This window comes from Streptomyces sp. SID9727, assembly GCF_010550605.1.
Taxonomy (GTDB): domain Bacteria; phylum Actinomycetota; class Actinomycetes; order Streptomycetales; family Streptomycetaceae; genus Streptomyces.
Map to the genome: position 1 here is coordinate 57010 of NZ_JAAGNI010000106.1, position 23457 is coordinate 80466.

The 23457-nt window shown below is 69.1% G+C and carries 22 protein-coding genes and 1 riboswitch; of the genes, 9 read left to right on the forward strand and 13 right to left on the reverse strand.

Going from position 1 to position 23457, the window contains the following annotated elements; genetic code table 11:
- Positions 1–75 precede the first annotated feature (75 nt).
- Positions 76–1413 carry an MATE family efflux transporter gene (locus G3I41_RS06265; RefSeq protein WP_164399291.1) on the reverse strand — a complete coding sequence of 446 codons (1338 nt, stop codon included), beginning with the start codon at positions 1411–1413 and terminating at the stop codon, positions 76–78.
- Positions 1414–1872: 459 nt separating this feature from the next.
- Between G3I41_RS06265 and dnaB the strand changes: the two genes are divergently transcribed.
- On the forward strand, positions 1873–3351 hold the full coding sequence (gene dnaB / locus G3I41_RS06270; RefSeq protein ID WP_164399292.1) for a replicative DNA helicase: 1479 nt from the start codon (positions 1873–1875) through the stop codon (positions 3349–3351).
- Positions 3352–3916: 565 nt separating this feature from the next.
- Here dnaB and G3I41_RS06275 read toward each other — a convergent pair.
- The gene (locus G3I41_RS06275; protein ID WP_164399293.1) at positions 3917–5158 is read right to left on the reverse strand and encodes a hypothetical protein; all 1242 of its coding nucleotides are present in this window, start codon (positions 5156–5158) and stop codon (positions 3917–3919) included.
- Positions 5159–5441: 283 nt separating this feature from the next.
- Here G3I41_RS06275 and G3I41_RS06280 point away from each other — a divergent pair, with 283 nt between their 5' ends.
- Together G3I41_RS06280 and G3I41_RS06285 are read left to right on the forward strand one after the other, a co-directional pair.
- Complete coding sequence (locus G3I41_RS06280) at positions 5442–6038, forward strand: hypothetical protein (protein ID WP_164399294.1); 597 nt, start codon at positions 5442–5444, stop codon at positions 6036–6038.
- Between the two features lie 267 nt (positions 6039–6305).
- Positions 6306–7688 (forward strand): serine hydrolase domain-containing protein, encoded by a 1383-nt coding sequence (locus G3I41_RS06285; protein ID WP_164399295.1) that lies wholly within the window; start codon positions 6306–6308, stop codon positions 7686–7688.
- A gap of 63 nt (positions 7689–7751) precedes the next feature.
- On the opposite strand, the gene G3I41_RS06290 is transcribed toward G3I41_RS06285, so the two are convergent.
- From G3I41_RS06290 to G3I41_RS06300, 3 genes are read right to left on the reverse strand one after another with little or no spacing between them, the layout of a single operon-like run.
- Complete coding sequence (locus G3I41_RS06290) at positions 7752–8915, reverse strand: winged helix DNA-binding domain-containing protein (protein ID WP_164399296.1); 1164 nt, start codon at positions 8913–8915, stop codon at positions 7752–7754.
- Positions 8916–8962: 47 nt separating this feature from the next.
- Entirely contained in the window at positions 8963–9415 is a 453-nt protein-coding gene (locus G3I41_RS06295) for a GNAT family N-acetyltransferase (RefSeq protein WP_164399297.1), read from the reverse strand.
- Between the two features lie 41 nt (positions 9416–9456).
- A complete protein-coding gene (locus tag G3I41_RS06300) occupies positions 9457–9927 on the reverse strand; it encodes a MarR family transcriptional regulator (protein ID WP_164399298.1) in 471 nt (156 codons plus the stop codon).
- Between the two features lie 137 nt (positions 9928–10064).
- Here G3I41_RS06300 and G3I41_RS06305 point away from each other — a divergent pair, with 137 nt between their 5' ends.
- Positions 10065–11276: an MFS transporter gene (locus tag G3I41_RS06305; RefSeq protein WP_164399299.1), complete on the forward strand. Its 1212-nt coding sequence runs from the start codon at positions 10065–10067 to the stop codon at positions 11274–11276.
- A gap of 10 nt (positions 11277–11286) precedes the next feature.
- Here G3I41_RS06305 and G3I41_RS06310 read toward each other — a convergent pair whose 3' ends face one another.
- The 5 genes from G3I41_RS06310 to G3I41_RS06330 form a co-directional block, all read right to left on the reverse strand.
- Positions 11287–12156 (reverse strand): GNAT family N-acetyltransferase, encoded by an 870-nt coding sequence (locus tag G3I41_RS06310; RefSeq protein ID WP_203600292.1) that lies wholly within the window; start codon positions 12154–12156, stop codon positions 11287–11289.
- Between the two features lie 241 nt (positions 12157–12397).
- The gene (locus G3I41_RS06315) at positions 12398–12877 is read right to left on the reverse strand and encodes an NUDIX hydrolase (RefSeq protein ID WP_164399300.1); all 480 of its coding nucleotides are present in this window, start codon (positions 12875–12877) and stop codon (positions 12398–12400) included.
- A 63-nt stretch (positions 12878–12940) separates the two neighbouring features.
- Positions 12941–13837: a LysR family transcriptional regulator gene (locus G3I41_RS06320; protein WP_164399301.1), complete on the reverse strand. Its 897-nt coding sequence runs from the start codon at positions 13835–13837 to the stop codon at positions 12941–12943.
- Positions 13838–14056: 219 nt separating this feature from the next.
- Positions 14057–15187, reverse strand: a complete 1131-nt coding sequence (locus G3I41_RS06325) for a cystathionine gamma-lyase (protein ID WP_164399302.1) — start codon at positions 15185–15187, stop codon at positions 14057–14059.
- Between the two features lie 86 nt (positions 15188–15273).
- Entirely contained in the window at positions 15274–15651 is a 378-nt protein-coding gene (locus G3I41_RS06330) for a phage holin family protein (RefSeq protein WP_164399303.1), read from the reverse strand.
- A gap of 68 nt (positions 15652–15719) precedes the next feature.
- Between G3I41_RS06330 and G3I41_RS06335 the strand changes: the two genes are divergently transcribed.
- The 4 genes from G3I41_RS06335 to G3I41_RS06350 all read left to right on the forward strand — a co-directional run bounded on the left by G3I41_RS06335 (position 15720) and on the right by G3I41_RS06350 (position 17933).
- A complete protein-coding gene (locus G3I41_RS06335) occupies positions 15720–16037 on the forward strand; it encodes a cupin domain-containing protein (protein ID WP_164399304.1) in 318 nt (105 codons plus the stop codon).
- Positions 16038–16167: 130 nt separating this feature from the next.
- Positions 16168–16383, forward strand: coding sequence for a DUF5326 family protein (locus G3I41_RS06340; protein WP_164399305.1), 216 nt, complete (start codon positions 16168–16170; stop codon positions 16381–16383).
- 240 nt (positions 16384–16623) lie between these two features.
- A complete protein-coding gene (locus G3I41_RS06345; RefSeq protein WP_343242067.1) occupies positions 16624–17394 on the forward strand; it encodes a helix-turn-helix domain-containing protein in 771 nt (256 codons plus the stop codon).
- A 101-nt stretch (positions 17395–17495) separates the two neighbouring features.
- Entirely contained in the window at positions 17496–17933 is a 438-nt protein-coding gene (locus G3I41_RS06350; RefSeq protein ID WP_018101854.1) for an SsgA family sporulation/cell division regulator, read from the forward strand.
- Between the two features lie 79 nt (positions 17934–18012).
- Here the strand turns inward: G3I41_RS06350 and G3I41_RS06355 are convergent, their stop codons facing one another.
- On the reverse strand, positions 18013–19341 hold the full coding sequence (locus G3I41_RS06355; RefSeq protein WP_164399306.1) for a YibE/F family protein: 1329 nt from the start codon (positions 19339–19341) through the stop codon (positions 18013–18015).
- A gap of 70 nt (positions 19342–19411) precedes the next feature.
- A riboswitch (TPP riboswitch) is annotated at positions 19412–19545 on the forward strand.
- On the opposite strand from G3I41_RS06355, the gene thiC reads away from it, so the two are divergent.
- Positions 19538–21331 carry a phosphomethylpyrimidine synthase ThiC gene (thiC, locus tag G3I41_RS06360; RefSeq protein ID WP_164399307.1) on the forward strand — a complete coding sequence of 598 codons (1794 nt, stop codon included), beginning with the start codon at positions 19538–19540 and terminating at the stop codon, positions 21329–21331. (Overlaps the previous riboswitch by 8 nt.)
- A 54-nt stretch (positions 21332–21385) precedes the next feature.
- On the opposite strand, the gene G3I41_RS06365 is transcribed toward thiC, so the two are convergent.
- Positions 21386–22198, reverse strand: a complete 813-nt coding sequence (locus G3I41_RS06365; RefSeq protein ID WP_164399308.1) for a hypothetical protein — start codon at positions 22196–22198, stop codon at positions 21386–21388.
- Positions 22199–22380: 182 nt separating this feature from the next.
- Positions 22381–23439 (reverse strand): metallophosphoesterase, encoded by a 1059-nt coding sequence (locus G3I41_RS06370; protein ID WP_164399309.1) that lies wholly within the window; start codon positions 23437–23439, stop codon positions 22381–22383.
- Between the last annotated feature and the right edge of the window lie 18 nt (positions 23440–23457).

Genomic DNA, 23457 nt, shown 5'->3' on the forward strand with positions numbered 1-23457 from the left:
CTCAGCAGAACAGTGAAGGGCCGCACCCTCCGGGGTGCGGTCCTTCGCCGTTTCACGTGAAACGTCCCGGGGCGGTCAACGGGTCGCGCCGGTGACCAGCCACTTTCCCGAGCGGGTACGAAGCCAGAGCGTCGCCATCCGCACGATCATCATCAGTGCCATCGCGCCCCACAGGGCACCGAGCCCTCCGCCCAGGGCGGGGACCAGGAGGGCCGTGGGGGCGAACACGGCCAGCGTCACGAGCATGGCCCACGCCAGGTACGGTCCGTCGCCGGCGCCCATCAGTACGCCGTCCAGGACGAAGACGACGCCGGCGATCGGCTGGGTGGCCGCCACCACCAGCAGTGCGGGCAGCAGGGCGTCCCGCACTGCCGTGTCGCTGGTGAACAAGGGGACGAACAAGGGGCGGGTCAAGACGATCAGCACGCCCAGCACCACACCGGACGCGATTCCCCACTCCACCATCCGGCGACACGCCTCGCGCGCGCCCTGCGCGTCGCCCGCGCCGAGGTAGCGCCCGATGATGGCCTGCCCGGCGATGGCGATGGCGTCGAGGGCGAAGGCCATCAGGCTCCACAGGGAGAGGATGATCTGGTGCGCGGCGATATCGGTGTCGCCGAGCCGGGCAGCGACCGCCGTGGCGATGAGCAGGACCGCCCGCAGCGACAGCGTCCGGACCAGGAGGGGCGCACCCGCCTGGGCACAGGCCCTGATGCCCGCAGCGTCGGGGCGCAGCGACGCGCCGTGGCGTCGGGCCCCCCGGACGACGACGACCAGATACGCCGCGGCCATCGCGAGTTGGGCGATGACGGTGCCCCAGGCCGATCCGGCGATGCCCAGGCCGGCGCCGTAGACGAGGCCGGCGTTGAGGGCCGCGTTGGCGGCGAAACCGCCGATGGCGACGTAGAGCGGCGTGCGGGTGTCCTGCAGGCCTCGAAGGACGCCGGTTGCGGCCATCACCACCAGCATCGCGGGGATGCCGAGGCTGGAGATCCGGAGGTAGGTGATGGCATGGGGCGCCGCTGTGGAGGAGGCGCCGAACACCTCGGTGAGCCAGGGGGCGAGGGGGAGCGTCAGGGCGATGACGGCGACTCCGAGCAGGAGCGCCAGCCAGATGCCGTCCATGCCCTGCCGGATCGCGGAGGCGAGATCGCCGGCGCCCACCCGGCGGGCGACCGCTGCGGTGGTGGCGTACGCGAGGAAGACGAAAATGCTCACCGCGGTCGTCAGAAGGGCGGCGGCGACCGCCAGTCCGGCCAGCTGAGGGGTGCCGAGATGGCCGACGATCGCACTGTCGACCATCACGAACAGCGGCTCGGCCACGAGCGCGCCGAAGGCCGGGACGGCGAGCGCGATGATCTCGCGGTCGTGCCGTCGGCGGCGGGAAGACGGGGTTCCCGGTGGCTGGATCATGGCAGCCAATCTAATCTTCCACAGGTAACAGATGCAATGACGCAGCAGTCCTTACACTTGCTTCCCTGTGGGCAACTCGTGTGCAGGACGCGCGGTGATCTCGCCCCGACTGCCCAACTTTTTCTCCCCCACAGCCGGTGGATGGGAAAAGGGCAGGTCACAGGGGTCTTTGCGGCGGGTCTATGAGTTTGTCCACAGTGCTGTCCCCTGCTCCGTGCACAGGTTCCGGGCGGTTCTCCACAGCATCTGCTCTCTCGTCCACAGGGCCTGTGGATAACCAGATTGGCTGACGGTGCGGAGCCGCCTACCGTAGTCCGGCGCCCCCACCCTGTTTTGGCTCTGCGACACCGCAGAACTCGACACACCGGAACCGGAGTCGGGGGTCTTGTTTGTCGGTGCCGTGCCGTAAGAAAGAGAAGCACGGCTAGGTCCGCGGAGCGGACGGGAGGAGGTGGCCGGATGAGCATTCCCGAACCCTTGGACGACCCCTGGGCGGACACCGGCCCCGGTGACCGGCTGCCCGTATCCCGCCAGCGCAGGGGTGAGGACCGGGACCGTGGCGACCGCCACGACCGCGGTCGCGAGTCGCGCGACTGGGAGGGCGGATCCGCGGGCTTCGAGCGGGTTCCGCCCCAGGATCTGGACGCGGAGCAGTCCGTGCTCGGCGGCATGCTCCTGTCCAAGGACGCCATCGCCGATGTCGTGGAGATCATCAAGGGCCACGACTTCTACCGCCCCGCGCACGAGACCGTCTATCAGGCGATCCTCGACCTCTACGCCAAGGGTGAGCCCGCCGACCCGATCACCGTGGCCGCCGAACTGGTCAAGCGCGGCGAGATCACCAAGGTGGGCGGGGCCCCGTATCTGCACACCCTGGTCCAGTCGGTACCGACGGCCGCCAACGCCTCGTACTACGCGGAGATCGTCCACGAGCGCGCGGTCCTGCGGCGGCTGGTGGAAGCCGGTACGAAGATCACGCAGATGGGATACGCGGCCGACGGCGATGTCGACGACATCGTGAACTCGGCCCAGGCGGAGATCTACGCCGTCACCGAGCAGCGGACCAGCGAGGACTACCTGCCGCTCGGCGACATCATGGAAGGCGCCCTGGACGAGATCGAGGCGATCGGCTCCCGCAGTGGCGAGATGACGGGAGTGCCCACCGGGTTCACCGACCTCGACGCCCTGACCAACGGTCTGCACCCGGGCCAGATGGTCGTCATCGCGGCCCGCCCCGCCATGGGTAAGTCGACCCTCGCCCTGGACTTCGCCCGCGCCTGCTCGATCAAGAGCAACATGCCCAGCGTGATCTTCTCCCTGGAAATGGGGCGCAACGAGATCGCGATGCGTCTGCTGTCCGCCGAAGCGCGGGTGGCCCTGCATCACATGCGTTCCGGCACGATGACCGACGAGGACTGGACGCGGCTGGCCAGGCGTATGCCGGACGTCTCCGCGGCGCCGCTCTACATCGACGACTCCCCCAACCTCTCCATGATGGAGATCCGGGCGAAGTGCCGTCGCCTCAAGCAGCGCAACGACCTCAAACTGGTGGTCATCGACTATCTCCAGCTGATGCAGTCCGGCGGTTCGAAGCGCGCCGAGAGCCGTCAGCAGGAGGTCTCCGACATGTCGCGAAACCTGAAGCTTCTGGCCAAGGAACTGCAGTTGCCGGTCATCGCGCTCTCCCAGCTGAACCGTGGCCCCGAGCAGCGCACGGACAAGAAGCCGATGGTCTCCGACCTCCGTGAGTCCGGCTCCATCGAGCAGGACGCCGACATGGTCATCCTGCTGCACCGCGAGGACGCATACGAGAAGGAGTCGCCGCGCGCCGGCGAGGCGGACCTGATCGTGGCCAAGCACCGAAACGGCCCCACGGCGACGATCACCGTCGCCTTCCAGGGCCACTACTCCCGCTTCGTGGACATGGCGCAGACCTGACCGGCACCGATGCGGCTTCTCACATCCCGTGTCATTTTCTCAATCGCCGCTACGTCATGTGACTGACCGCTCCGCAACGGAATCGATAATCGTCGGTCAATCCCGTGGCTCGTTGGGGCGGCCCAATGGGGGCAGCGGCACTATGCGGGAACCGCCGAAGGGCTCGTCGGGAGCTGACGAGAGAAGACTTCGCGCGCCTCTACGCGGGCGAACACCAGTCCCTCAACCAGATCAGCGCGGCCACCGGTTTCTTGCGTCACGTGCTGACCGCTCGCGCACACGACTACGACGTCCCGCTCCGCGACGGGCCCCAGCACTACCAGCCCCGCGGGACAACCGACCGGAACCGTCTGATCGAGCACTCGGAGCCGCCGACGAGGCTGGCTGCGCATCGCGCATCCTCCGACCCGCACTCACCGGCCGAGGCGCCGACGAACGCCCGTTCCGATTCGCCGCCGCGTTCGCCCGCCCCAGCCTCAGCGCGGCGGCAGCAGCCCTCGGCCTCAAGACCGCCACCCTCGTCGCACAGATCAACCGGATCGAACGCCGCTGCTGGTGCCCGCGTTCACTTGTCGGGGGATTCCGTTGCCCGTGGGATACCGCACCGCCAGCAGTCGTTTGTGTGGTCGTCTTGGCAGACGAAGCGGATGGCACCCTCCACGCACCATTCGGCGGCCTCCTCGGACAGCAGGTCGGGCCCGGCAAGGAGTAGCCGACGAAATTCCTTTATGTCCGCAATATCGGACGGGCGGTTGGTGAACCACTCGTCGAACCAAGGCTTGTCCCGGTGCAGGCGCCAGTGCGCGTTCTCCCGGTCGTCGACAGCCGTAAGGAACCGATCGACGATGCGCCCCCAACTCGGTGCACCGAACCAGCCGTTGTCGGAAGCGCAAAAGTATTCGATCAGGGTCCGCAGGCCGAACTCTTTCTCGTGAAGGCGGTACCTTCGCCCCCAGGAGATCGCGTCCTGTGCCATCTCCGCGAGTTCTTCTCGCGGATCAACCTCGTGCGCCGGGTCGTCAGCGTTGTGGCAGGCCAGCCCGAGCTCGAGCACGGACTGCCCTGTCGGTAGGACCCGGGACGGGTCGACGATCGCGAGACCGACAGCGATCCAGTCGACATGGTCGAACGAAAGCATCGAGCGCACGAGGCGGGTGGTTGCCACGTTGATCCGCATCATCGTGCCGTCGTGGAGCGGACTGATACCGGCATGCCAGTTCTCGACGGGTGTGTTGCGCCACACGGCGAGCGTGACGCGGGTGGCAGCCAGCCACAGCAGGGAGTCGTCGTCAAGGTGCCCGAACCGCTTGGCGCACTCCTGGGCCCCGTAGGGGATCAACTCTCCCGGTTTCGGCCACCTCTGGCTGTCAGGCTCTTCAGGCGCGTACTCGTAGTCGTCGGCGTACTCGTCGAGAATCCCGCTCAACTCGGCCGCGCTGTGAGCCTCGCTGTAATCGGAGCCGTCCGGCCCCTCGACGGTGTACATGTCGTGGTCCCATGACACATATACGTCGTCCCAGAGCACGACGGCTTCGCACTCAATGGCGTTGTCCGTCACAACCGGTCTGATGGTGATGGGCGCAGTACGCCCGTCCGTTCGCTCGCCGTCCTTCTCGGCGGCCCATGCGGTGATGATCCCGAGCGGCCTCGGAAGGAGAGGGCCGACCTCGTTGATGCTGAACGGCTCGTCGTCGTCATCGGTGTCGAACCGGCTGTTGACGAACGCAACCGCCTCGGAGGGCGTGCTGACGATGGACTGGGTACCACTCTGGTTGTCAACGACTCGCCACAACGCGCTGTCCTTCACGCCGCTCTCCTATCGCGGTGCATGCACCCGGGGCGGGTGCGCTGCACCGGCTCGCTCGATACTGACTTCGATCAGGTACTGAAAGGGGCCGGACTGACAGGCTGCACTTGTGGCTCGTCACGATGCCTGGACGCCGGTTGGGTCGAGACCAGTCCGAGCAGGCCGGGGAGGCTGCCGTCTTCCGATGCCGGCGGCCTCGGACCGGCCCCATCTCGCCGCACCCTAAGCGCAGGGTCTGACAATTCAGACCGGGCAGCACCTTCATGTGGTCGACAATGAGCGCATGGACGTCTCTGAGGTGCTCGAAGCAGCCTCTCTGCTGGTTCCGGAAGAGACCGCCACCGAGAACGACATCACGGTGCGAGAAGTCTGGGACTACCTCGACCACGACGAGTGTGAAATGGCCCTGGTCCTGCTGGAAGAGCTCGGGGACGCTCGCTCGCTCCCTGTGGCGTTCTGGGAGCAGCTCGCCGAAGCGGCTGAGGAGCTCCAGCTGGAGCGGAGCGCGAGGTGGTGCGATTGGCGATGCTCCGAGATCCGCAACGGTGTGATCCGGGCGGATCTGACGCTCCGCCCTGCTGCCGAGGTGCGACGCACGACGCCAATTCCCGGCGACGGTGTTCTGCGGCCCATGTGGGACATCGGACGCCTCTCACCCACCGGCGGACGTGCGGTCAGCATCGCTGGGCTCTGGGTGGAGAACATGCCCATGCTGGAGCCTGGTGGGCAAGCCACGGTTCGCCTCGTGCCCCTCACCCCCTCCCACTGGACGCACGTCCAGCCCGGCCAGCAGATCACCATGCACGAGGATCGAACCGTGGCCGGCACCGGAGTCATCTTGGAGGTTTGTCGCCCTGCCACCGCCATGCCCACGCGGTGACATGGGCCGCTGGTGCACATATCTCCGTACGTGGTGGCGTACCCAGGCCGGGCGTGCGGACAGGCAGTGCAGGCTGCTGCACGGTCTGAGGAAATGACACCGATCTGAGACAGCCGTCGGCCGGCATCGGGTGAGGCTGAAGAGGAATGTCAGAGGCTCAGGGTCGGCACGTACATCGAAAGCGAGGACCTGCACCGAAAGCGAGGGCCTACAACCGGGCCGGGAAATGGAGTCGCCATACGCCGGAGCGGGCGGTAGTTGTTGACGATGACTTCTCCAGTTGAACAGTTGCTTCCCGGCACCCGACGGGCCTTGCTGCACCGCGTCGCCACGGCTCAGGCCGAAGGGCGTAGTCCCTCTCTGGTCGCCGCCGTCCAACGACAGGGACAGGTTGTCTGGGAGGGGGCGCGCAGCTGCGTCGACGGTCATGCCCCGGACGCCGACACGCAGTTCAGGATCGGTTCTCTCACCAAGACCTTTACCGCCGTCCTGGTGATGCGGTTGCGTGATGAAGGGCTGCTCGACCTGGCGGATCCACTGGAGAAGCACCTGCCCGGCACCGGCGCGGGCGACGTGACCATCCGCCAGCTGCTCGGCCACAGCGCGGGGCTCGGAGCGGAGACGACCGCGCCCTGGTGGGAGCGGACCCCCGGCAGTCTGCGGCCCACGCTCGCGGACGTGCTCGAGGGTCAGGTCGCGATGCATCCGCCCGGCAACCGGCACCACTACTCCAACCCGGGTTACACGCTGCTCGGGTCACTGGTCGAGACCGTGCGCGCGGTGTCCTGGGAGGAGGCGCTGCGTGCCGAGGTGCTGGAACCCCTCGGCATGCACCGGACCAGTCTTCTTCCGCAGGCGCGGCACGCCGACGGCTGGGCGGTGCATCCCTGGGCGGATGCCTTGCTTCCCGAACCGGTGGAGGACCTGGGGCTCATGGCGCCCGCCGGACAGCTCTGGTCCACGACGGCGGATCTGCTCCGCTTCGCGGCCTTCCTCGCCAGGGGCGACGACCGGGTGCTCGGCGCGGCGTCGGTGGAGGAGATGAAGCAGCCGTCGGCCGCTCCCGCCCCCGGTGAGTGGGTCGATCACTATGGTCTGGGACTGCAACTGGTCAGGCGTAAGGGGCGTACCTTCATCGGGCACACGGGTTCGCTCCCCGGATTCCTGGCCGCCCTCTGGGTCAGCGCCGAGGATGATGTGGCTGCCGTGGTGCTCGTCAACGCGACTTCCGGGGTGGTGATCGGCGAGGTTGCCGCCGACCTCGTGGACATCGTCGCCGAGGCCGAGCCGCGCATCCCTGAGGCATGGCGCCCGCTGCCCGAGGTGGACGGTGAACTTCTCGCTCTGACCGGGCCCTGGTACTGGGCCACGCGCCCCAACATCCTGACGCTGACCGCCGATCGCGGGCTGGAACTGCGGCAAGTCAACGGCCAGGGCCGGGGTGCTCGCTTCGCCGCGCGCACCGACGGCACATGGGTGGGCCTGGACGGCTACTACGCGGGGGAGACGCTGCGGATCGCGCGGAACGCGGACGGCGGGGTGAGCCACCTCGATCTGGGGTCCTTCGTCTTCACGCGTGAGCCGTACGACCCCGCGGCACCGGTACCGGGCGGCGTGGACGAGCAGGGGTGGCGCGGCCTGGGGGACTGAACGCAGCCGGAGGCGCCGGGAACAGATGCTGCCCGTTTCACGTGAAACGGGCAGCACAGCCGCTCAGGCCGTCAACTCCCTTTCCAGCGGGGTCCGGAAGCGTGGGGTGATCCGGGCTTCCCCCACCCAGCCCGCCAGCCGGGAAGCTTCGGCCTCGATCGCCGCCGTGGCCTCCCGGCCCGGATCGGTCAACAGCCGCCAGGTGAGCTCACCGTTGCCACGTTGGGCCCAGCCGCCCACGATCCGGCCGTCCCACCACACCGTGGGGCCGATGTTGCCCGAGCGGTCGAAGAGGGCTGCCCGGTGATCGTCCGGCAGATGGAAGCCACGGTCCGCCCAGCCCATGCCGCTCGGGTCGAGCGCGGGCAGCAGGGTCGCCCAGGGGGCGTGGGCGGGGTCGGGCTCCGTGTCTCCGGGGGCGACCCAGGCCGAGGACCCGTTGTCGAGCCGTACCTCCACGGCTCCGACCGCCGCGAGAGCGGTACGGACCTCGCGGGTGCCCCAGCCGGTCCACCACTTCAGGTCGGCCTCGGTGCCCGGACCGTACGCCCGGAGCCAGCGAAGGGCCAGTTCCGCCTGGGCGGGAGCGGTCTCCTCAGCGGGCCGCGGGCGGGCCGGGGCCCAGCGGAACTGGCTGGAGGTCCAGGAGCCCCGTGGCCGGTCCCTGCGGATCCGGCCCTCGGCGGCCAGGACCCGGATCACCCGGGTCGCGACGCCCTGGACCGTTTCCTGCTTCTTACCGGGAAACACGGTGATCTTGGTGCGAAGGGCGGCCACGCCGGCGGCGAGCTCGCTGCCCGAGACGGGGCCGCTGCCGTCCAGGAAGGCGAGAGCACTCCTTTCGGTCTCGTCGAGCCAGCGTTCGTCCAGGCCGTTGCCGTCCTCGCGGAGATGCTTGAGCAGAGTGCGGCGCTCCTTGGCGGCCACAGCGCGTGCGTTCGCCGCCTCGACGTGCGGGGCCATCTCGGCGGACACGACGAAGAGGGTGTTGCGCATGGAAAGCATTCGGACCAGGGAGACGTCTTCGTAGAGAGACTGCTCGACCTCGGCGACGGCGGGCTCGGCGAGCCTGGCACAGGCCGAGAGGAAGACGGTGGCCGCGTCGGTCGCGTGGAGCGCGACGAGGGCGTCGGCCACCGCGACGGGGGACGACACCCGCTCACCGGGGACCAGCAGATGGCGTCGGGCGATGCGGATCCGCCGCTCTTCGTCACTGATGCGTTGCACGTCGGCTCCTCAGGAATGCGGCAGGCGGGTCGGGGGCGGCAGGCAGTTCAGAGGGCGAGCTTGAAGCCCACATGGCTGGCGACGAACCCCAGCCGCTCGTAGAAGCGGTGCGCGTCGGTGCGGGACACGTCGGAGGTGAGCTGCACAAGTTGGCAGCCCTGGCGACGTGATTCGTCCACCGCCCACTGGATCAGCCGGGTGCCGAGACCGCTGCCCCGTTCGTCCGCGTGGACGCGGACGCCCTCGATCACGGACCGGGTCGAACCGCGCCGGGACAGCCCCGGAATCACAGTCAGTTGCAGGGTTCCTACGACGCGATCCTCGCGCGCGGCGACCATCATGTGCTGATTCGGGTCTTCGGCCAGCCGCCGGAGCGCTGCCCGGTAGGGCGCGAGGTCGTCCGGCGACTCGCGTCGGGCACCCAACGGGTCGTCGGCGAGCAGGGCCACGATCTCGGCCAGATCGTCAGCGGTCGCGCGGCGTATATCCAGGTCGCTCATGATCCGCAGCCTACGCAGTCGGCAAGGGCTGGGGCCGGATGTCAGCGGCCCTGGGCAGGTACTGCCTTCAGTTCCTCGACGGCCCGTACGAGCGGGGCCAGTTCGGGGTTCTCGGCGGCCTCGTCGAGCGCGCTGCGCAGGGCGCGGTCGTTGGTGGGCCGGGCCTCGGAGAGCAGGGTGAGTCCGTCCGGAGTGACGTCGGTGTAGATGCCCCGGCGGTCGGTGTCACAGAGATACCGGGTCAGCAGCCCCCTGTCCTCGAGGCGGGTGACCAGCCGCGTCGTGGCGCTCTGGCTGAGCCCTACGGCGTCCGCCACCTGCTTCATCTGGAGGTGCCCGCCCGGGCCGCTGTGCTGTCGGCTGAGCACGTCCAGCAGGGAGTACTCGCGCACGCTCAGGTCGTGGCCGCTCTGCAGGGCGCGTTCGACGCGGGTCTCGATCTTGCCGTGGAGCAGGGACAGCGCGATCCAGCCCTGGGAGAGGGCGGTCAGGGCCGGGTCCGTGGCTGTCATGGTCTCTCCTCCGTGCCGGAGCTGCTTATGACCAGAGTAGCCCACGACCGCAATAGTCGGCGCTTGCAATTAAAGCGCGTTTGCAATTATTGTCTACGCACGTAAGGCGCAGTAGCAATCGTCTGGGAAGGGAACCCATGCCGCTCGCACTCCTCGCCCTGGCCATCGGGGCATTCGGTATCGGGACCACCGAGTTCGTGGTCATGGGCCTGCTTCCCGAGGTGGCCGCAGAGTTCCAGGTGTCCATCCCCGCCGCGGGTTTCCTGGCCACGGGCTACGCACTGGGCGTCGTGCTCGGGGCGCCGCTGATGACCGCGCTCGGCACGAAGGTCAGCCGCAAGCGGATGCTGATGATCCTTATGGGCCTGTTCATCGTCGGCAATGTGGTCACCGCGGCCGCTCCCGTCTTCGAGGTGATGGTCGCCGGCCGTGTGATCGCCTCGCTCGCCCACGGTGCCTTCTTCGGTATCGGGGCGGTCGTGGCGGCCGATCTGGTCGCCCCACAGAAGAAGGCGGGTGCCATCGCCCTGATGTTCACCGGCCTCACCGTCGCCAACGTCGTCGGGGTGCCGGTGGGCACCTCCATCGGACAGCACGCCGGCTGGCGGGTCACGTTCCTCCTCGTCGCCGCGCTGGGCGTCCTCGGGCTGCTCGGCGTTGCCCGTCTCGTCCCCGAACAGCCCCGTGCCGAGGGCATCAGGCTGCGGCAGGAAATCGCCGCCTTCCGCAATGTGCAGGTGCTGCTCGCCATGGCGATGACGGTCCTCGGATTCGGCGGCGTCTTCGCGGCGATCACCTACATCACGCCGATGATGACGGAGACCGCCGGATACTCGGCCTCCGCCGTCACCTGGCTGCTGGTCCTCTTCGGTCTCGGCATGGTCGGCGGGAACCTGGCCGGCGGCAGGTACGCCGACCGCCGCCCGACGCTCATGCTCTCCGTGTCATTGAGCGGCCTCGCCCTGGTCCTGGCCCTCTTCACGTTGACCGCCCACAACAAGGTCGCGGCGGCGGTCACCCTCGTCCTGATCGGTGCCTTCGGCTTCGCGACCGTGCCTCCGCTCCAGAAGCGGGTGCTCGACCAGGCGGTGGACGCCCCGACGCTGGCCTCCGCCATGAACATCGGAGCCTTCAACCTCGGCAACGCACTCGCGGCTTGGCTCGGCGGGATCGTCATCGGTGCCGGCCTCGGTTACACGGCCCCCAACTGGGTGGGAGCGGTGCTCGCCGCGTCGGCTCTGGTCCTCGCCCTCGCCTCCAGTGCGCTGGAGCGCCGTACAGCCGCACCGAGCCGCCTCGTCGCCGCCCATACCGCCGAGCAGACGGCGGTTCCCGAGCCCCGAGCCTGATTCCGGAAGGTCAGCCCGTGGCCAGGCTGAAGGGCGCGAAGTACCGTTGCCAGTCCGTGTGCCGGCGCCCGCCGAGGGACATCACCGTGGTCTCCGAGTCCGACCGCAGCCCACAGCGGCCGAGCCAGTCCAGCAGGTCCTCGTGACGGGCATCGACGTCCACGCGCAGCGGCCGGTCCGTCGCCTCGGCCAGCGAGGCCACGAGACGCTTCGCCGTGGACGTGTCCTTGGCGATCAGCGGCCCGACGGCATGGTTCGCCCCGCTCGGCGAGAGCGCGGCAAACCCGGTCAGCTCGCCGTCCTCCTCAGCGACCCGCAGGTGGTCGGCGAACGTCGGGAGCCGGGTCAGCAGATGCGTTCGGTCGAGTCCGAAGACGAGCGAGTCCAACCGCACCACGGCCCGCAGATCGTGGGCGGACACGGACCGGATGACGGTCTCGGAGGTGCCGAGAGCCTCGGGTGGCCGGAGGGCCCCGCTCAGGCGGATGGTGCGCCCCAACGGCGCGAATCCGAGCTTTTCGTAGAGGGGGCGGCCCGAGGCCGTCGCGTGCAGGCTGAGCGGGGTGTCCCCGGCGGACTCGATCACCCGCTGCATCAGGTACCGACCGACTCCGCGCCGGGCATGGCGCCCGGCGACCAGCAGCATACCGACGGCGGCCATCTCGGGTCCGTACGAGAGCACCACGCAGCTCGCCATCAGGCCCTTGCTGTCGGGGTCATCGATGCCGTAGCCGGTCCCGGCGGCGAGCAGCAGCGTCCAGCGCTCCTCGTCGCGCGGCCAGCCCCGGTCCTCGCTGAGGTCGGCACAGGCGACCAGGTCGTCCCGGGTGAGGCGCCGGATGGGGAGATCGGACAGCGGGCGGGGCAATGAGCTGGGCATACGGGCCAGGCTCTCCGACCGTTGATCGCCCGTCCACCGCTTTACCGTAACTGGCCAAGACCCGCAGCGAAAAAATTCGAGCCCGGGCCTTGGCCGCGAACGGTTTCACGTGAAACACGGGCAGGCGTGAGAGTCGGCACGGTCCGAACCGGCCCGCTGGGGCGAGTGGCCGACCGGCGCAACGCGAGAGCCGAGCCGACCGGACCCGGCGGCGGGTCCGGAGCCGCGGGAGAGGTCGGCATCAGCCCAGGTCAGCGGCGTGCAACGCCCGGACCCCCTCGATATTGCCGTCCAGATAGTGCCGCAACGACAGCGGTACCAGGTGCACCGCGGCGATGCCGACCCGGCTGAAGGGCACGCGTACGACCTCGTATTCGCCGCAGGGGGCGTCGATCTCGGGGCCGTGGCGCAGGGACAGGTCCATGGAGTCGAGGCGGCAGACGAAGAAGTGCTGGACCTTGACGCCCTTCACGCCACCCTCCTCGACGTGTTCCACGGTGTCGACGAAGCAGGGCACCACGTCGGTGATCTTGGCGCCCAGCTCCTCGTCCACCTCCCGGTGCAGGGCGTCGACAACGGTGGCATCCTCGGGCTCGACCCCGCCACCCGGAGTGACCCAGTACGGATCCACCCCGGGCTTGGTGCGCTTGATGAGGACGAGGTCGTCGCCGTCGAGCAGGATGGCGCGTGCGGTGCGCTTGACCACAGGACGTTCGGTCATGGCAGAAGCGTGGCCCATGGGGCCCGTTCTGAAACACCGGGGCGCTGCCGGGCGCTCCTGCGCTCACCAGTCGGCCGCCGCCCGAAGCAGCCATTCGTGCGCCCGGGCGAGAGGCGGAAGCGCGAGCGTGCCGGTTCGCGCGGTCAGGAAGTAGGTGCGCAGCGGTGGGACGGGAGGGTCGAGAAGCGCCACCACCTCGCCGCGTTCCAGCGCGTCCTCACACAGGTAGCGCGGCAGCACGGCCAGCCCGGCACCGGCGGCCGCGCACTCCAGGACCGCCCGCAGATCCGGGGCGATCACGGCGCCGGCGGCCGCGGGCGCACGGTCGAAGACGGCGGCCCAGTAACGGGAGACGAGTGGGAGGCTCTCGTGCACCTCCACCACAGGCAGCTGCTCCAGGACCACGGGACCGTTGCGCCGCAGCGTGCCCGGCGCCAGCCGCCCTGCCCACCGGGGAGCGGCGACCAGGACGTGCTCCTCGTCGCAGAGCGGGGTGGCCGTGAGCAGCTCGCCGCGCGGACGGGCCGTCACGACGGCCAGGTCGTGGTGCCCGGCGGCCAGGCCCCCCAGGATCTCGTCCGTGTCCGCGGAGAACGAACCGCGCAGTGCGAGGCCCTGGGCGATGAGCGGTGTGAGCACGGGCAGGACACGCACGGAGAGAAACTCCGGCGGGCCGGCCAGATGCAGGGTCCGTACACCTGACTTCTCGTCGAGGCCGGTTTCGGTGATCTCGACCAGCGCGTCCAGATGCGGAGCGGCCCGGTGCGCGAGTTCGTCGCCGATCGTCGTGGGGGTCACTCCCCGGGCCCTGCGTAGGAACAGCGGACGGCCCAGCTGCCGTTCCAGGGTCCGTATCTGAGAGGTCACAGCGGGCTGGGAAAGGCCCAGGAGCGCGGCGGCGCGGGTGAACGAGCCGGCTCGATGGACGGTGACAAAAGTGCGCAGCAGGGCCAGATCCACGTCTCGTCCTTCCGCCCTCACGCAGTGACGCATCCGATGGGACCCGAACAACCATAAATATGTCGATAGGTCGCTGCCGCTACTGTGATTGGACACTGACGCGGAGTCAACTAGCCTTGACAAGGCGGTCCTTCACGTGGAAAACGCGAAGGTCCGGGCGGTCCGAGCCACGAGGGGGGAGGCTCGGACCGCCGTACCGCGCGACGGGAGGCGGCGGAATCAGCTCCCGGCGGTGGCCGCGGCCAGCGCCTGTTCGACGTCGGCCACCAGATCGGCGGCGTTCTCGGCGCCGACCGAGAAGCGGATGAAGCCTTCCGGTACCGCGTCGCCGCCCCAGCGGCCCCGGCGCTCGGCGGTGGAGCGTACGCCTCCGAAGCTCGTGGCGTCCTCGACCAGCCGCAGGGCCGCCAGGAAGCGCTCCGCGGTCCCCCGGTCGTTGAGCGCGAACGACACCACGGAGCCGAAGCGCCGCATCTGGCGTACCGCGTTCGCGTACGAGGGGTCGGTGGGCAGGCCGGGATAGCGCAGCCCGGACACGGCCTGGTGCTCGGAGAGCACCTCGGCGAGCGCGAGGGCGTTGGCGCACTGCCGCTCGATCCGCAGCTCCAGTGTGGCCAGCGAGCGGTGCGCGAGCCATGCCTCCATCGGGCCGGGAATCGCGCCGGCGATCTTGCGCCAGCGCCGCACCCCCGACGTGAGCTCGGGGTCGCGGCAGGTCACGTGGCCGAGCAGCAGGTCGCCGTGGCCCGTCATGCCCTTGGTGTCACTGGCCACCGAGAAGTCCGCGCCCAGTTCCAGCGGACGCTGGCCGAGCGGGGTGGCGAGGGTGTTGTCGACGGCGACCAGTGTGCCGCCGGCGTGCGCGGCCTCCACGAGGCGCCGCACGTCGCAGACGTCGAGGCCCGGGTTCGAAGGTGTCTCCAGCCACAGGAGCTTCGCGCCCTCCAGCACGGCGAGCTGGGCGTCGCCACCCGTCGGCGCGGTCCGCACCTCGACTCCGTACGCCTCCAGCTGCTCGCGCAGCAGGGGAAGTGCCTGGTAGCCGTCGTCGGGGAGGACGACGGCGTCGCCGCTGCGCATCTGGGAGAGCAGGACGGCCGAGATCGCCGCCATTCCGGAGGCGAAGACGCTGGTCTGCACGTCCTCGCCCGGTGCTTCGAGTTCCCCGATGGCCTGTTCCAGCCGGGTCCACGTGGGGTTGCCGTCCCGGCCGTAGGTGTAGGGGCCGGTGGGCTCGCCGGACAGGTGGTAATGCGCGGCGAAGACCGGCCCGGGGAGGGTGGGCTCGTACTGCCGCGGCTCCGGCAGCCCCGCGCGTACCGCACGCGTTCCGTCGCCCTTGGTGCTCATGGTTCGTCCTCGCTTCTCTCCCCGGCCGGTCACCGGTCCTGGTCGCACTGTCTCAGGTGGACGCGGGACGCTTCCCGCCGGGCGGATCAGTCCTCGTCCGGGAGGACGACGTTCAGTGCCCAGGACACGATCGAGACGATCAGGCCGCCGAGTACGGCGGTCCAGAAGCCGTGGACGTGGAAGCTCAGGTCGAGCACTCCGGCCAGCCAGGAGGTGAGCAGCAGCATCAGGGCGTTCACCACGAGGGTGATCAGGCCCAGCGTGAGGATGAAGAGCGGCAGGGTGAGCAGCTTCACGATCGGCTTGACCACGACGTTGACCAGGCCGAAGACCAGCGCGACGAGGATCAGCGTCAGGGCCTTGCGGCCGGTGCTGCCACCGGTCAGCGTGATGTCCTGGACCAGCCAGATGGCCACAGCGAGCGCACCCGCGTTGGCGATCGTCTTGACTACGAAATTCTTCATGTGTCTGATCGTGGCAGACATGATCGGTGGCGGACACCGGCTGGGATGAGGCAAGGGGCGGACGGTCCATGAAGGCATTCAGGCTGGACGAACTGGAGGCGGAACGGGCCGCCAACGACGGCGCGTACCTGCAGTTCATCCGTGAGCGGAACATGTCGGTCGGTCTGTACGCCCTGGACGCCGGCGACCTCGATCCGCAGCAGCCGCACGGCCAGGACGAGGTCTACTTCGTGGTCAGCGGTCGCGCTTCGATCACCGTCGGCATGGAAACGACACAGGTGGGGAGAGGGAGCGTCGTGTACGTACCCGCGGGGACGGCGCACAAGTTCCACCACATCACCGAGGACCTGCGCGTGATGGTGGTCTTCTCGCCGCCCGAGGGATGAGTCCGCGGCCGGGGAGTCCCAGGGTTCCCTAAGGGATCGATCAGGGGAGGACAAGGGCTTCCTGGGGGTCCGGCGGCCTTCTTCCGCCTCTAGCATCGAAGCAGGAACTCACAGAGACGAGGTAAGGACGATGGCCGTGCGGGAGATATTCGCTGGGATGCCCTGGTGGGTGAAGTGGATCGCGGTGCCCGTGCTCGCGATCGTCGTGTTCGGTGGTCTGATCGCCAGCCTGGTCGCGTTCGTGGTCGGTCTGCTCTTCAAGATCCTGATCTTCGTGATCCTGGTCGGCGGGCTCGTCTTCGTCGTACGGAAGTTCATGTCGTCGTCCTCCCGAAACGGCTGGTGACCGCACGCCCGACGGGGGATTAGCCCAGCTGAGCTAAGGGAAAGGCGAATCGGCACCCGGTCACAGGGCGGCCGATACAGTGACAGTCCTCTGCCACCGCCTGGGAAAACACCGTAAGTCACCACCCCGACCAGTGGTTTGTACGGGATCCGGCCTCCGGACCCCCAGGTCCGCGGCAGACCTGTGGGGGCGGCCCCCACGGGCGGGCTGACCGCCCGTCACCACGCCTGGGGGTGACCGTTGACCACGGCATCGAGTACGGCTGTTCCGACGCTCATCGGGTCGGTGCAGCGGGCGCTGAGGCTGCTGGAGGCTGTGGGCACCCATCGCGACGGCGCCCCGGCCAAACAGCTCGCGAGGGAAGCGGGGCTCCCCCTTCCCACCGCCTACCACCTGTTGCGGACTCTGACCCACGAGGGGTATCTGCGCCGGGAGAACGGCGTCTTCCACTTCGGCGCCGCCGCCGAACGGCTGATGGGCGACCGCGCCCTGCAGAGCCGCCGCAGCGTCATGGCCCGTTCGCTCGGCCGCTGGCGGGACATCGTGGGAGCCCCGGTGTACTGCGCCATCTACCGGGAGGGTGAGATCGAGCTCCTGGCCGTGGCGGACACCCCCGAGCGTCCGGCGGTCGACGAGTGGGCGGCGTTCCGCGAGACCGGGCACGCGCACGCGATCGGCCAGTGCCTGCTGAGCCGGCTGGACGAGAAGGCCCGCGAGGACCACCTGGACCGGCACCCGGTGCGCCCGTTGACCCGGTACTCCGTGCGTGACCGCGCGGCGTTCCTCACCCGGCTGCGGTCGCTGGAACGCACCGAACCGGTCATCGAGCGACAGGAGTACGCGCTCGGGACCGTGTGCGCGGCCATCCCGATCACGGCCGGATTCACCGCCGCCGCGATGGCCATTTCGGTCCCCCTCCACGAGGAAGATCGGTTGCTGCCCGCAGTCGAACGACTACGCGGTGAAGTGTCGAGCCTCTTGCGTTCGTTCGTGTTCTCTATCAGTATCTGAAAAATCACTCCTTGTGATCTGCTATCGCGTGCACCACGATGGCGTCAATAGGGCCATGGGGGATCATTCCTGGCCAGATTCATCTACTGCGGGGTTGAACGATGCGCGAGTCGGTTCAAGCTGAGGTCATGATGAGCTTCCTCGTCTCCGAGGAGCTCTCATTCCGTATCCCGGTGGAGCTCCGGTACGAAGTGTGCGATCCGTACGCGATCCGGATGACCTTCCATCTGCCCGGCGACGCCCCCGTCACCTGGGCCTTCGGCCGTGAGCTGTTGCTCGACGGCCTCAACAGCCCCAGTGGTGACGGTGATGTGCACATTGCGCCGACCGAGCCGGAGGGGCTGTGCGATGTCCACATCCGGTTGCAGGTGGGCGCCGACCGTGCGCTCTTCCGGGCGGGCACGGCACCTCTTGTCGCCTTCCTCGACCGCACGGACAAGCTGGTGCCCCTCGGACAGGAGTGCACACTGGGTGACTTCGACGGCAATCTGGAGGAGGCGCTGGGACGCATTCTGGCCGAGGAGCAGAACGCGGGCTGAAGCGGTTCGCGGTCCGGGGAGCGCCTTGCCACTCGAACACGGCGCCTGCCGATCGGGTGAATCACGCTGTGTGCTCCGGTCACGACCGCGCCCGCCGTCGCCGGCCCCTGCCGCTCCGCACGGGTGCCGAAGCCCCGGCTTCCGCGCCGACCCCCGTGCGGTCCGCGGAGACGACCAGTGCCGCGAGTGCTGTCGTCACCGGCACGGAGGCGACCAGTCCGATCGAGCCGACGAGGGTGCGCACGATCTCCTCCGCCACCAGTTCGCTGTTGGCGACCGTCCCCACGCTGCTCTGCGCGACCGTGAACAGCAGCAGGAGGGGCAGCGCGGCGCCCGCATAGGCGAGCACCAAGGTGTTGACCACGGAGGCGATGTGATCGCGGCCGATTCTGATCCCTGCCCGGTAGAGCTGCTTCGCACTCATGGTGGGGTTCGCCTGGCGCAGCTCCCAGACCGCGGAGGTCTGGGTGACCGTGACGTCGTCGAGCACTCCCAGGGAGCCGATGATGACGCCGGCCAGCAGGAGTCCGCTCATGTCGATGTGCGGATACAGACCGTGGATGAGGCCGGTGTTGTCGTCGGTGTTCCCGCTCAGGCTCGCCCAACCGATGAAGAGCGAGCCGAGCAGCCCGATCAGGAGCAATGAGATCAGGGTGCCGATGACGGCGACGGAGGTGCGAGCGGTCGGCCCGTGGCAGATGTAGAGCGCGATCAGCATGATCGCCCCGGCCCCGACGACCGCCACCAGCAGCGGATTCGAGCCCTGCAGTATGGCCGGAAGGATGAACAGGGTCAGTACGGCGAATGACAGGGCGAGTGCCACCAGGGCCATGACCCCGCGCATCCTGCCCACGAGCACCACCGCGAGGGCGAAGATCCCGGCCAGCAGGTACAAGGGGAACTTCCGGTCCACGTCCGTCACCGAGTACTGGAGGTCGTGGGGCGCGTCGGGGGCGTACGCCACCACCACCCCCTGGCCCTCCCGCAGTTGCCTCGGCGCGTCCGGCTGGACGACCTCGACGAACCGGCGCCCCGAGTCGGGGCCGCTGGTGACCTCGACGGTGGCCTTCTCGCAGAGGGTCCCGGACGCCGGTCGGCCGTCGGGGGGCTGGGTCTCGCCGCTGACGGGAAGCTGGGCCGCGTTCACGTCCTTGCAGTCGACCTTGACGACGCTCACCACCTTTCCCTGCTGGGTCTGCCGGTCGAAACCGACTCCGGTTCGTTCGTGCGCCGGCGCACCACCTGGCCAGAGCATCACGAGACCGACGATCACGGCGGTCGCGAAGGGGATCAGTACGGCGGCGATCACCTTGCGCAGATGGATGGAGACGGGCGCGGCCGGGCCGTGGCTGTGCGTGTGCGCGTGCTGATGGCCCTGTGGTTCCGGGTCGCGATGAGGGGACGTCACCGGCCGATCATCGCAAGAAGGAAGGGGCCCTCTGTTCAGCTCGCCCCTCCGCGGGCTAGCGTGGTGGCACCTTTGCACACGCGGGAGCTCGGAGCACCGGGCTGAGAGGGCGCTGACCGCCGTACGAACGTACGGGAGACGCTGCGCCGACCGCCGAACCTGTTACCGGGTAATGCCGGCGTAGGGAGTAGGTCTCATGACCACATCGGACACACGCACGCCTGCCTCCAATCAGGGCGACGAGGCCGGGAAGCCCATCGGCTGGCACAAGGGATACGTCCAGGGCCCGCGCCCCGACATCCGAGTGCCGGTCCGCCAGGTGCACCTGACCAACGGCAAGGACGTGACGCTGTACGACACGTCCGGGCCGTACACCGACCCCGCGACCGAGACCGACGTCCGGCGCGGTCTCGCACCGCTCCGGGAGAACTGGATCATCGCCCGCAGCGACACCGAGGAGTACGCGGGCCGCCCCGCCCGTCCCGAGGACGACGGGCTCAAGCACACCTCGCCGCGGGGTGGGCTGCGCAATCTGGACGCGGTGTTCCCCGGTCGGCCGCGCCGCCCGCGGCGGAGCCGGGACGGCCGGCCCGTCACCCAGCTCGCGTACGCCCGCAGGGGGGAGATCACCCCGGAGATGGAGTACGTCGCCGTCCGCGAGAACGTGGCGGCGGAAGTGGTGCGCGAGGAGATCGCGGCCAGCCGCGCGGTTCTGCCGGCCAACGTCAACCATCCGGAGATCGAGCCGATGATCATCGGCAAGCGGTTCCTGGTGAAGGTCAATGCCAACATCGGCAACTCCGCGGTGACGTCCTCCATCGAGGAGGAGGTGGACAAGATGACCTGGGCGACCCGGTGGGGCGCGGATACGGTCATGGACCTTTCCACCGGCCGCAACATCCACACCACCCGTGAGTGGGTTCTTCGCAATTCACCCGTACCGATCGGAACCGTCCCGCTCTACCAGGCCCTTGAGAAGGTCGACGGGCGGGCCGAGGAACTGACGTGGGAGATCTACAAGGACACCGTCGTCGAGCAGGCCGAGCAGGGCGTGGACTACATGACGGTGCACGCCGGCGTGCGCCTGCCGTACGTGCCGCTGACAGCCCGGCGCAAGACCGGCATCGTCTCCCGGGGCGGCTCGATCATGGCGGCGTGGTGCCTGGCGCACCACAAGGAGTCGTTCCTGTACGAGCACTTCGAGGAGCTCTGCGAGATCCTCGCCGCGTACGACGTGACGTACTCATTGGGTGACGGGCTGCGGCCCGGGTCGATCGCGGATGCCAACGACGAGGCCCAGTTCGCCGAACTGCGTACGCTCGGTGAACTGAACGCGGTCGCCAAGCGGTTCGGTGTACAGACCATGATCGAGGGACCGGGGCATGTCCCGATGCACAAGATCAAGGAGAACATCGACCTCCAGCAGGAGATCTGCGAGGAGGCGCCGTTCTACACACTCGGTCCGCTGACCACCGACATCGCGCCGGCGTACGACCACATCACCTCGGGGATCGGCGCCGCGATGATCGCCTGGTGGGGGACGGCGATGCTCTGCTACGTGACGCCCAAGGAGCATCTGGGGCTGCCGAACCGGGACGATGTGAAGACCGGTGTGATCACGTACAAGATCGCGGCCCATGCCGCCGACCTGGCCAAGGGGCACCCGGGGGCGCAGGACTGGGACGACGCGCTGTCCGACGCCCGGTTCGAGTTCCGCTGGGAGGACCAGTTCAACCTGGCGCTCGACCCGGACACGGCACGGGAGTTCCACGACGAGACCCTGCCGGCCGAGCCGGCGAAGACGGCCCACTTCTGCTCGATGTGCGGTCCGAAGTTCTGTTCGATGAAGATCAGCCACAGCATCACCGAGCAGTTCGGCGGCGCGGACGGCACGGAGGCGACAGCCGAAGAGGTCGCCGAAGGGATGCTCCGCAAGTCGCGTGAGTTCGCGGCGGGCGGCAACCGCGTCTATCTTCCGCTGGCCGACTGACCTGGCACGGCCGGTCGCGCACGGCTCCGGCGCCATGCGCCGGGGCCGTGGCGGTCAGTCCGGTTCGTGCTCCGGGCCCCCGAAGTCCGGGCTGGTGAAGTCCGGGCTGCTGTACGTGGGCCGGGGTGCCGCCGCCGGGCCCTCGTCCGGACCGGCGAAGTCGGGCCGGCTGTAGCCGATCTTGGGGAGGCGGCCCGTCGGGCGGTACGGGGCGGGGACCACGGGGCCGGTGGCGGGCTCGGTGAGGGCGTCACGGAGGAAGGGCACGATGCCCCGTTCCAGCAGCGCCTGCCGCCAGGCGTCCTTGGCGAGGGCCACTTCGTCGGGCAGCCGCTCGCGGGCTTCCCCGGCGGGCAGGGACGTCGATCCGTTGCGCAGGGCGGCGACGAGCAGGCCGATGGCGGCGACGAGGATGGCGGCGGCCGTGGCGGCGGCGAAGAACCAGCCCGCGTCCACCATGGGGCGGGCGAACGCCGGTGGGGGCTCCAGCATCTTCAGGAGGTAGCCGACCAGCAGGAATATGGCCGCCGCCGTGCCTGCCAGCATGGGCGCAAGGACGGTGACGACCGCTCCTATACCGGCGCCCGTCCGGTCGAGGCCGTCCGGCGCTGTGCCGGCGGTCGTGTCCCGGTCCGCGGCGCGTGCTTCGTCACGGGCCTTCACGTACTGCTCGTACTCGGTGGCGGCCGTGGCGGTGATCAGGGCGACGGCTGCCATCGCCATGGAGCGCAGCTGGACGGCGTTGAGGCGTTCGCCGACGGCGGCCAGTTCCGGTCGTTCGTGTGCGTGACGCAGTGCGTCGTCGAGGAGCCGTTCGTACTCGGGCCGGTCCTCGGTCAGCAGGTGCGGAGCGCTGTTCATCTGCATCCCCCGATGCTCCGTCGGGCCTGTGTGCCCGCTGGGTTCGGGCAGTTCGGGCGGAAACGGAGGAGAGCCTGCTACTGATACGCCGATGGTAGAGCGCGCACGGCGCGGGGTGACAGAGGGTTTACGGAAATAGCCCCCGTACCCGGCGTGGTCAGCCCGCGACGCGTCTTACCCGCAGGGCGTCAGTCAGGCAGGGGGAGTTGGACGACCAGCAGCTTTCCGGCCATGGTCACCCCGCCGTCCATGGCGATGGCGAGCCCGTCCGCGTACACGTGCGGCCCGTCGACCTGCGGCCCGGCGCGGTCCTCGCCGTCCTCGGAGCCGACCTCGCCGGTCAGGTAGGGGATGGGGCTGTGACCATGGACGACGCGTCGGCCGCCGTAGGCCGCCATCAGCTCCTGGACGGCCTGGGCGCCCGAGTCGTCGCGGAAGGCGAACCGCTTGGTGAGCTTGCGGAACAGGTCCCAGCACTCGTCGGCGTCGTTACGCGTCAGGATCGCGTGCACCGTGTCGTTGACGTCCTCGATGGTGGAGCCGTAGTCGAGGTACGCCGTCGTGTCCGAGTGCATCAGGAGGTGCCCGTCCTCCTCGACGACGGCGTCGAGCCGGGACATCCACTGGAGGTGGACGTCCTGAAGGCGCTCCATGTCCGTCTTCTGCCCGCCGTTGAGCAGCCAGGCGGCCTGGAAGGTGGCCGTACCCGCGCCGGAGTTCACCGGGGTGTCACCGAACCGTTTGGCGCCGATGAGCAGCAGCTCGTGGTTGCCCATCAGGGCCTTGCAGTAACCGCCTGCTGCCGCGGCCTCGGCGGAGAGCCGCATGACGAGGTCGATGACGCCGATGCCGTCGGGGCCGCGGTCGGTGAAGTCGCCGAGGAACCAGAGACGCGCGTTGCCCGCCGCCCAGTGGCCTTCGGAGTCGATCAGGCCCTGCTCGGCGAGGGCGGCGAGCAGCTCGTCCAGGTAGCCGTGGACGTCACCGACCACGTACAGGGGGCCGAGGCCCGGGTCGGCCGCGGGGCGCGGTTCGGGCACGGGCTGCGCCTGGGCGGGCTGGTCGACGCTGATGACGGGAAGGTCGCGCGCCGTCGGGGTGTACCCCTCCGGTGTCTCGCCCTCGGGGAAGGCGTTCCCCGGATGGGGAGACGCGGGCGGCGCGGGGGCCTGCGCATAGGGCGGCACGCGGAAGTCGCGCAACGTCGCCGTCCGCACCACGGGTTCCTGACCGGCCCCCTGTGTCATCGACCCCTCCACACCACC